This is a genomic window from Corynebacterium sp. (assembly GCF_043426755.1).
Classification (GTDB): Bacteria; Actinomycetota; Actinomycetes; order Mycobacteriales; family Mycobacteriaceae; genus Corynebacterium.
Genome location: NZ_JBHWRP010000085.1, coordinates 1 through 4,792, shown reverse-complemented (window position 1 = coordinate 4,792; position 4,792 = coordinate 1). Strand labels below are relative to the sequence as shown.

Genomic DNA, 4,792 nt, shown 5'->3' with positions numbered 1-4,792 from the left:
GCGGACGAGATCCACGGTGTTGTCGTCGGCAAGCTTGTAGGTGCCCAAGCCCAGCTGGGGCATCTCATAGCCATCGTTGAGTTGCAGGGTCGGAATTGCAGGTTGTGTCATGCCCCCATTCTGCCAAGAAAAAGACCCTCGCGCTGCCGCCCTAGAAGAATCTAGGCCAACAGCGCGAGGGCTTCTCGTCGGAAAGAGAGCTACTTGGCGTCAAGCAGATCGATCACGAAGACCAGGGTGCGTCCGGACAGCGGATGTCCGCCGCCTGCGGGGCCGTAGGCCTTCTCTGGCGGAATGGTCAGCTGTCGGCGGCCGCCAACGCGCATTCCCGGGATACCTTCCTGCCAGCCTGCAATCAGACCGGTGAGGGGAAATTCGCTGGTCGAACCGCGATCCCAGGAGGAGTCAAACTCTTCCCCGGTTTCGTAGTCCACGCCCACGTAGTGGACTTCGACCATTCCGCCGGCTTGAGCTTCTGCACCGTCACCGATGGCGAGGTCCTCTGTCACCAACTCGGTCGGTGCTGGTTCCTGCGGGACTTCGATAGTGGGCTTTTCCATGGAAAATTCTCCTTGAATATGTTCGACTTCATAGGCTGATATAAGAAAACCGCCATGAACGTTCGGCCCCTAGTATAGAGAAACTGAACGAACCTGGCGGAATTCGGAGAACTGCCTAGACGTCGCTAGCAGGAGTGGGCATCCATCATGAACGCTTTAGCGCTGCTCACGCGGAACAAAATCGCGCAGAGTCTCGCCGGTGTAAATCTGGCGAGGACGGTTGATCTTGGAGTTGATTGCCAGCTGCTCGCGGTAGTGAGCGATCCAACCTGGCAGGCGGCCGATGGCGAACAGGACGGTGAAGAAGTCCGTCGGGAAGCCCATCGCGCGGTAGATCAGGCCGGTGTAGAAGTCCACGTTCGGGTACAGCTTGCGGGAAACGAAGTAATCGTCGTTCAGAGCGATATCTTCCAGCTTCATCGCTAGGTCCAGCATTGGATCGCCGCCCAGGTGGTCGATGATCTCGTGTGCGGTCTCCTTGACGATGGCCGCGCGTGGGTCGTAGTTCTTGTACACGCGGTGGCCGAAGCCCATCAGGCGGACGCCCTTTTCCTTGTTCTTCACGCGGTTCATGAAGTCGGTTGCGTCGCCACCGTTGTTGTTCTGGATGTCTTCCAGCATTTCCAGCACAGCCTGGTTAGCGCCACCATGCAGTGGGCCAGACAGAGCGTTAATGCCACCAGCGATAGCAACGAACATGTTCGCCTGTGCCGAACCGATCATGCGAACAGTGGAAGTGGAGCAGTTCTGCTCGTGGTCAGCGTGCAGGATGAGCAGCTTGTCCAGTGCCTTCACGACGACTGGGTCGACCTCGTATGGCTCGGTCGGGTAGCCGAACATCATGCGCAGGAAGTTCTCGCGGGTGTTCAGCGAGTTATCCGGGTACATGTATGGAGAGCCCTTGGATGCGCGGTATGCGTATGCGGCCAGCATCGGAACCTTCGCCATCAGGCGGACGGTTGCCTTGTCCAGCTGCTCCTCATCCAGTGGGTCCAGCTGGTCCTGGTAGTAGGTCGACAGAATGTTGACCGAGGATGCCAGCACGGACATTGGGTGAGCGTTGCGAGGGAAGACGTTGAACTGCGCCTTGAAGTCCTCATCCAGCAGCGTGTGGTGACGGATCTCCATGTTGAAGTTGTGCAGTTCATCCATGGTTGGCAGTTCGCCGTTAATCAAGAGGTAGGAAACCTCATTGAAAGTGGCGTTGTTGGCCAGATCAGCAATGTCGTAGCCGCGGTGACGCAGGATGCCCTCGTCGCCATCGATATAGGTGATCTTCGATTCGGTCGAACCGGTGGACACATAGCCTGGGTCGAAGGTGACCAGGCCGGTCTCCTTCAACATGTTGCCAAGGACAACGCCGTCGTTGCCCTCGGTGGCCTTCATGATGTCCATCTCGTATTCCTGACCACCAGGGAGGTGGAGTACTGCCTTGTCGTTTTCAGATGCCACTGTGAACCTTTCCACGTAACTCGTCGGGCCTTGCCGGTAATGCTCTAGGCCTGTTTATAAAGTGACGCTAGCACTTTTCCAGGCAGCGTCTCCGGCTTCAGTATTCAGTTTAGAATCCAGCCATTTCCCGCTCCCGCCGAACCTGTGAAGATTTGCGATGATTCGGCGGGTGAGAATTCACTTACGGTTCCGTTAGTCGATGCTATTGTTGCTGCACGAGCACTATTGATCGCATTCAACCGTCTACCACCCTAGCAGGATTTGTGACCGGCGCGACAAATGTCCGTTCTTTCACCCCACCTCACCACTTACCCCCATACGGGCCTAGTCTGCTTCGCAAAAACAACGAGCGCTCCCCTCTTCGAGGGCTAAGGTGTTCAATAGTCATGCCCCCTACAACCGAATGAGTTAGAAAGACTTGGATCGATGACCGATTACCCTACGCTGCCCTCTGACCTGCTTCCCTCCGATGGCCGGTTCGGCTGCGGGCCCTCCAAGGTGCGCCCATCCCAGATTGACGCCATCGTCGCGGGTGCCAAGGACGTCATCGGTACGTCCCACCGCCAGCCAGCAGTGAAGAATGTTGTAGGTGAAGTTCGCGAAGGTCTCTCCGACCTGTTCAAGCTGCCGGAAGGCTACGAGATCGTCCTGTCCCTCGGCGGTGCCACCGCTTTCTGGGATGCGGCGACTTTCGGCCTGATCGAGAAGAAGTCGGCCCACCTGTCGTTTGGTGAGTTCTCCTCCAAGTTCGCTAAGGCCTCCAAGCTGGCTCCATGGCTGGAGGAGCCTGATGTCTTCGAGTCCGAAACGGGCGATACCCCGTCGATTAGCGCTTTCGAAGGCACTGACGCAGACGTTGTCGCCTGGGCGCACAACGAAACCTCAACCGGTGCGATGGTCCCGATCCACCGCCCAAACACCGACGCGCTGGTCGCGATTGACGCAACCTCCGGTGCCGGCGGCCTGCCCGTCGATATGTCGCAGGCTGACGTTTACTACTTCTCCCCACAGAAGTGCTTTGCCTCCGACGGCGGCCTGTGGCTGGCAGCGATGAGCCCGGCGGCCATCGAGCGGATCGCGAAGATTAAGGAGTCTGACCGTTTCATCCCTGCGTTCCTGGACCTGCAGACCGCGGTGGACAACTCGCGCAAGGACCAGACCTACAACACCCCGGCCGTCGCCACGTTGCTGATGCTGGCGGACCAGGTGAAATGGATGAATGACCACGGCGGCCTTGATGGCATGGTCGCCCGCACCACCCAGTCCTCCTCGTTGCTGTACAAGTGGGCAGAGAACAACGAGTTCACCAGCCCTTATGTGGCAGACCCAGCAAAGCGTTCACTCGTCGTCGGCACGATCGATTTCGCGGACTCCATTGACGCAGCGGAGATCGCCAAGGCCCTGCGCGCCAACGGCATTCTGGACACCGAGCCTTACCGCAAGCTCGGCCGCAACCAGCTCCGCATTGGCATGTTCCCGGCGATTTCCTCCGAGGACATCAAGCGTCTGACCAAGTCGATTGATTACCTGCTGGAGCAAGGCGTAGGCGCAAAGTAAAGCCAAGTAAAACTTGATGGGGCACACAGCCCCTCTTGTTGCACCGTTTTCCTTAGAACGTACGTTAGGCTGGTTTAAACAACGTTGTAAGGAGACACTATGCGCGAACTTTTCCCGGTTGATGAAGAATCAACGGATGAATTGTTGGTGCTGACTACCGACGACGGCGAGCGATTTTCCATATCGCGCGCCGTCGTTGCGTCCCGTCTCGCACCAGAAGAAGCTGCCACCGACGACTCCGCCGACGACGCTGCAGCAACAGCCGAAGAAACGGACGAGGCACCAGAGTCCCAAACTCCGGAATTTGACCGTCTGGCAGAAACCAACCCACAGGTAGAGCGTTCACTACCGCAGCCTGATCCGCTCTACGCCACTCCCCTGTCCATGCGCCCGGCAGAGATCCAGGCGCGCATTCGTGCGGGGGCATCGGCGGAGGAGCTTGCCGACGAAATGGGCGTGGCCCTGTCCCGCATCGAAGCGTATTCGCACCCAGTACTGCTGGAACGCGCCCAGGTTGCTGAGGCCGCGAAGCAGTCCCACCCCGTCCGTGAAGACGGCCCCGCGAAGCTTACTCTTTTTGAGATTTTGGCTACCGCCTTCGCCGCCCGCGGGCACGTCTTGTCGGATGCCACGTGGGACGCTGTGCGTGAGCCCGGTGATGACTGGGTGGTTCGCGTGGACTGGAAGGCTGGCTTGAGCGAGAACCGTGCCGAGTGGTCATTCAAGCGCAGCGGTTTAAGCGCCACCACGGAGGCCCGTAACCCAATCGCTGCTGACCTGACCGACCCTGACTTTGTCCAGCCGGTCCGTTCACTGACGGCCGTGGGCCAGCCAGCAGATGATGCCCCGGCGCGTGACGACGAGGGCCATGACGAAGGTAACGGACCCGACACACGGGAAGATGTCTTTGAGGGCGATTTTCTCAAACACCCCGAACCGGAGCAGGAGCCCCAGCGCCGCAAGCGCAAGGCGGTAACACCCCACTGGGAAGACGTACTGTTGGGGGTACGCACCAACACAAAGCGTCCGCGTAAGTAGCAATCAGCGAACAGGATCGAAGGGGCTGAGCACATGTCTTTTCCCGCGGTAGTGACCTTGTGGTTTATCAACACTGACGATGTCGCAGGTGTTGTCACTCGCGAGCCAAAAGCAGATCGTGGCTTTGGTAGGAAGTACTTGGCTCAGCTGAATCCGGCGTGGCCGATTACCCCGATCGGGCAGTT

5 protein-coding genes are annotated in these 4,792 nt (G+C 58.6%); 3 read left to right on the top strand and 2 right to left on the bottom strand.

The window, feature by feature from the left end; all coding sequences use genetic code 11:
• Positions 1 to 200: 200 nt before the first annotated feature.
• Complete coding sequence (locus ACHFGA_RS08360; RefSeq protein ID WP_394281939.1) at positions 201 to 560, bottom strand: FKBP-type peptidyl-prolyl cis-trans isomerase; 360 nt, start codon at positions 558 to 560, stop codon at positions 201 to 203.
• A 156-nt stretch (positions 561 to 716) separates the two neighbouring features.
• Positions 717 to 2,012 (bottom strand): citrate synthase, encoded by a 1,296-nt coding sequence (locus tag ACHFGA_RS08355; protein ID WP_394281938.1) that lies wholly within the window; start codon positions 2,010 to 2,012, stop codon positions 717 to 719.
• A gap of 426 nt (positions 2,013 to 2,438) precedes the next feature.
• On the opposite strand from ACHFGA_RS08355, the gene serC reads away from it, so the two are divergent.
• The 3 genes from serC to ACHFGA_RS08340 all read left to right on the top strand — a co-directional run.
• The gene (gene serC, locus ACHFGA_RS08350) at positions 2,439 to 3,569 is read left to right on the top strand and encodes a phosphoserine transaminase (protein ID WP_394281937.1); all 1,131 of its coding nucleotides are present in this window, start codon (positions 2,439 to 2,441) and stop codon (positions 3,567 to 3,569) included.
• A gap of 99 nt (positions 3,570 to 3,668) precedes the next feature.
• The gene (gene sepH, locus ACHFGA_RS08345) at positions 3,669 to 4,607 is read left to right on the top strand and encodes a septation protein SepH (RefSeq protein WP_394281936.1); all 939 of its coding nucleotides are present in this window, start codon (positions 3,669 to 3,671) and stop codon (positions 4,605 to 4,607) included.
• A 33-nt stretch (positions 4,608 to 4,640) separates the two neighbouring features.
• Positions 4,641 to 4,792: DUF6928 family protein (locus ACHFGA_RS08340; RefSeq protein ID WP_394281940.1), on the top strand; the 152-nt coding region annotated here is incomplete at its 3' end.